We start from the raw sequence: 282 nt of genomic DNA on the forward strand, positions 1-282 counted from the left end.
ATCCCGGCGGGATCCGCAGCCGAGCCCCTGGGCGCCCGTTCTCCCTGTGCGTCAGCTGCAGGTGAGCCCGGAGGTGGTCCAGTTGCCCGGGTCGACCATGCTGGTGGGCGCGTACGCCTCCGGCGGGAAGGCCTTGCCGGTGCGCAGGCGGTCCACCATGGTCTGGACGGCCAGCGCCCCGACCTCGGTCCCGTTGATGAACAGCGCGGCCCGCATCCCGGAGGGCTTGCCGCTCTGCCAGTCCCGGCAGGCCAGGTAGGCGCCCAGGCCGACACCGATCAC

1 pseudogene is annotated in these 282 nt (G+C 73.0%); it reads right to left on the reverse strand.

Annotated features, from left to right (window positions below):
* Positions 1–51 precede the first annotated feature (51 nt).
* A pseudogene (locus C7C46_RS33685) lies at positions 52–282 on the reverse strand (substrate-binding domain-containing protein); the annotation flags it as partial.

This window comes from Streptomyces tateyamensis, assembly GCF_003205575.1.
In the GTDB taxonomy this organism is placed as follows: Bacteria; Actinomycetota; Actinomycetes; order Streptomycetales; family Streptomycetaceae; genus Kitasatospora; species Kitasatospora tateyamensis.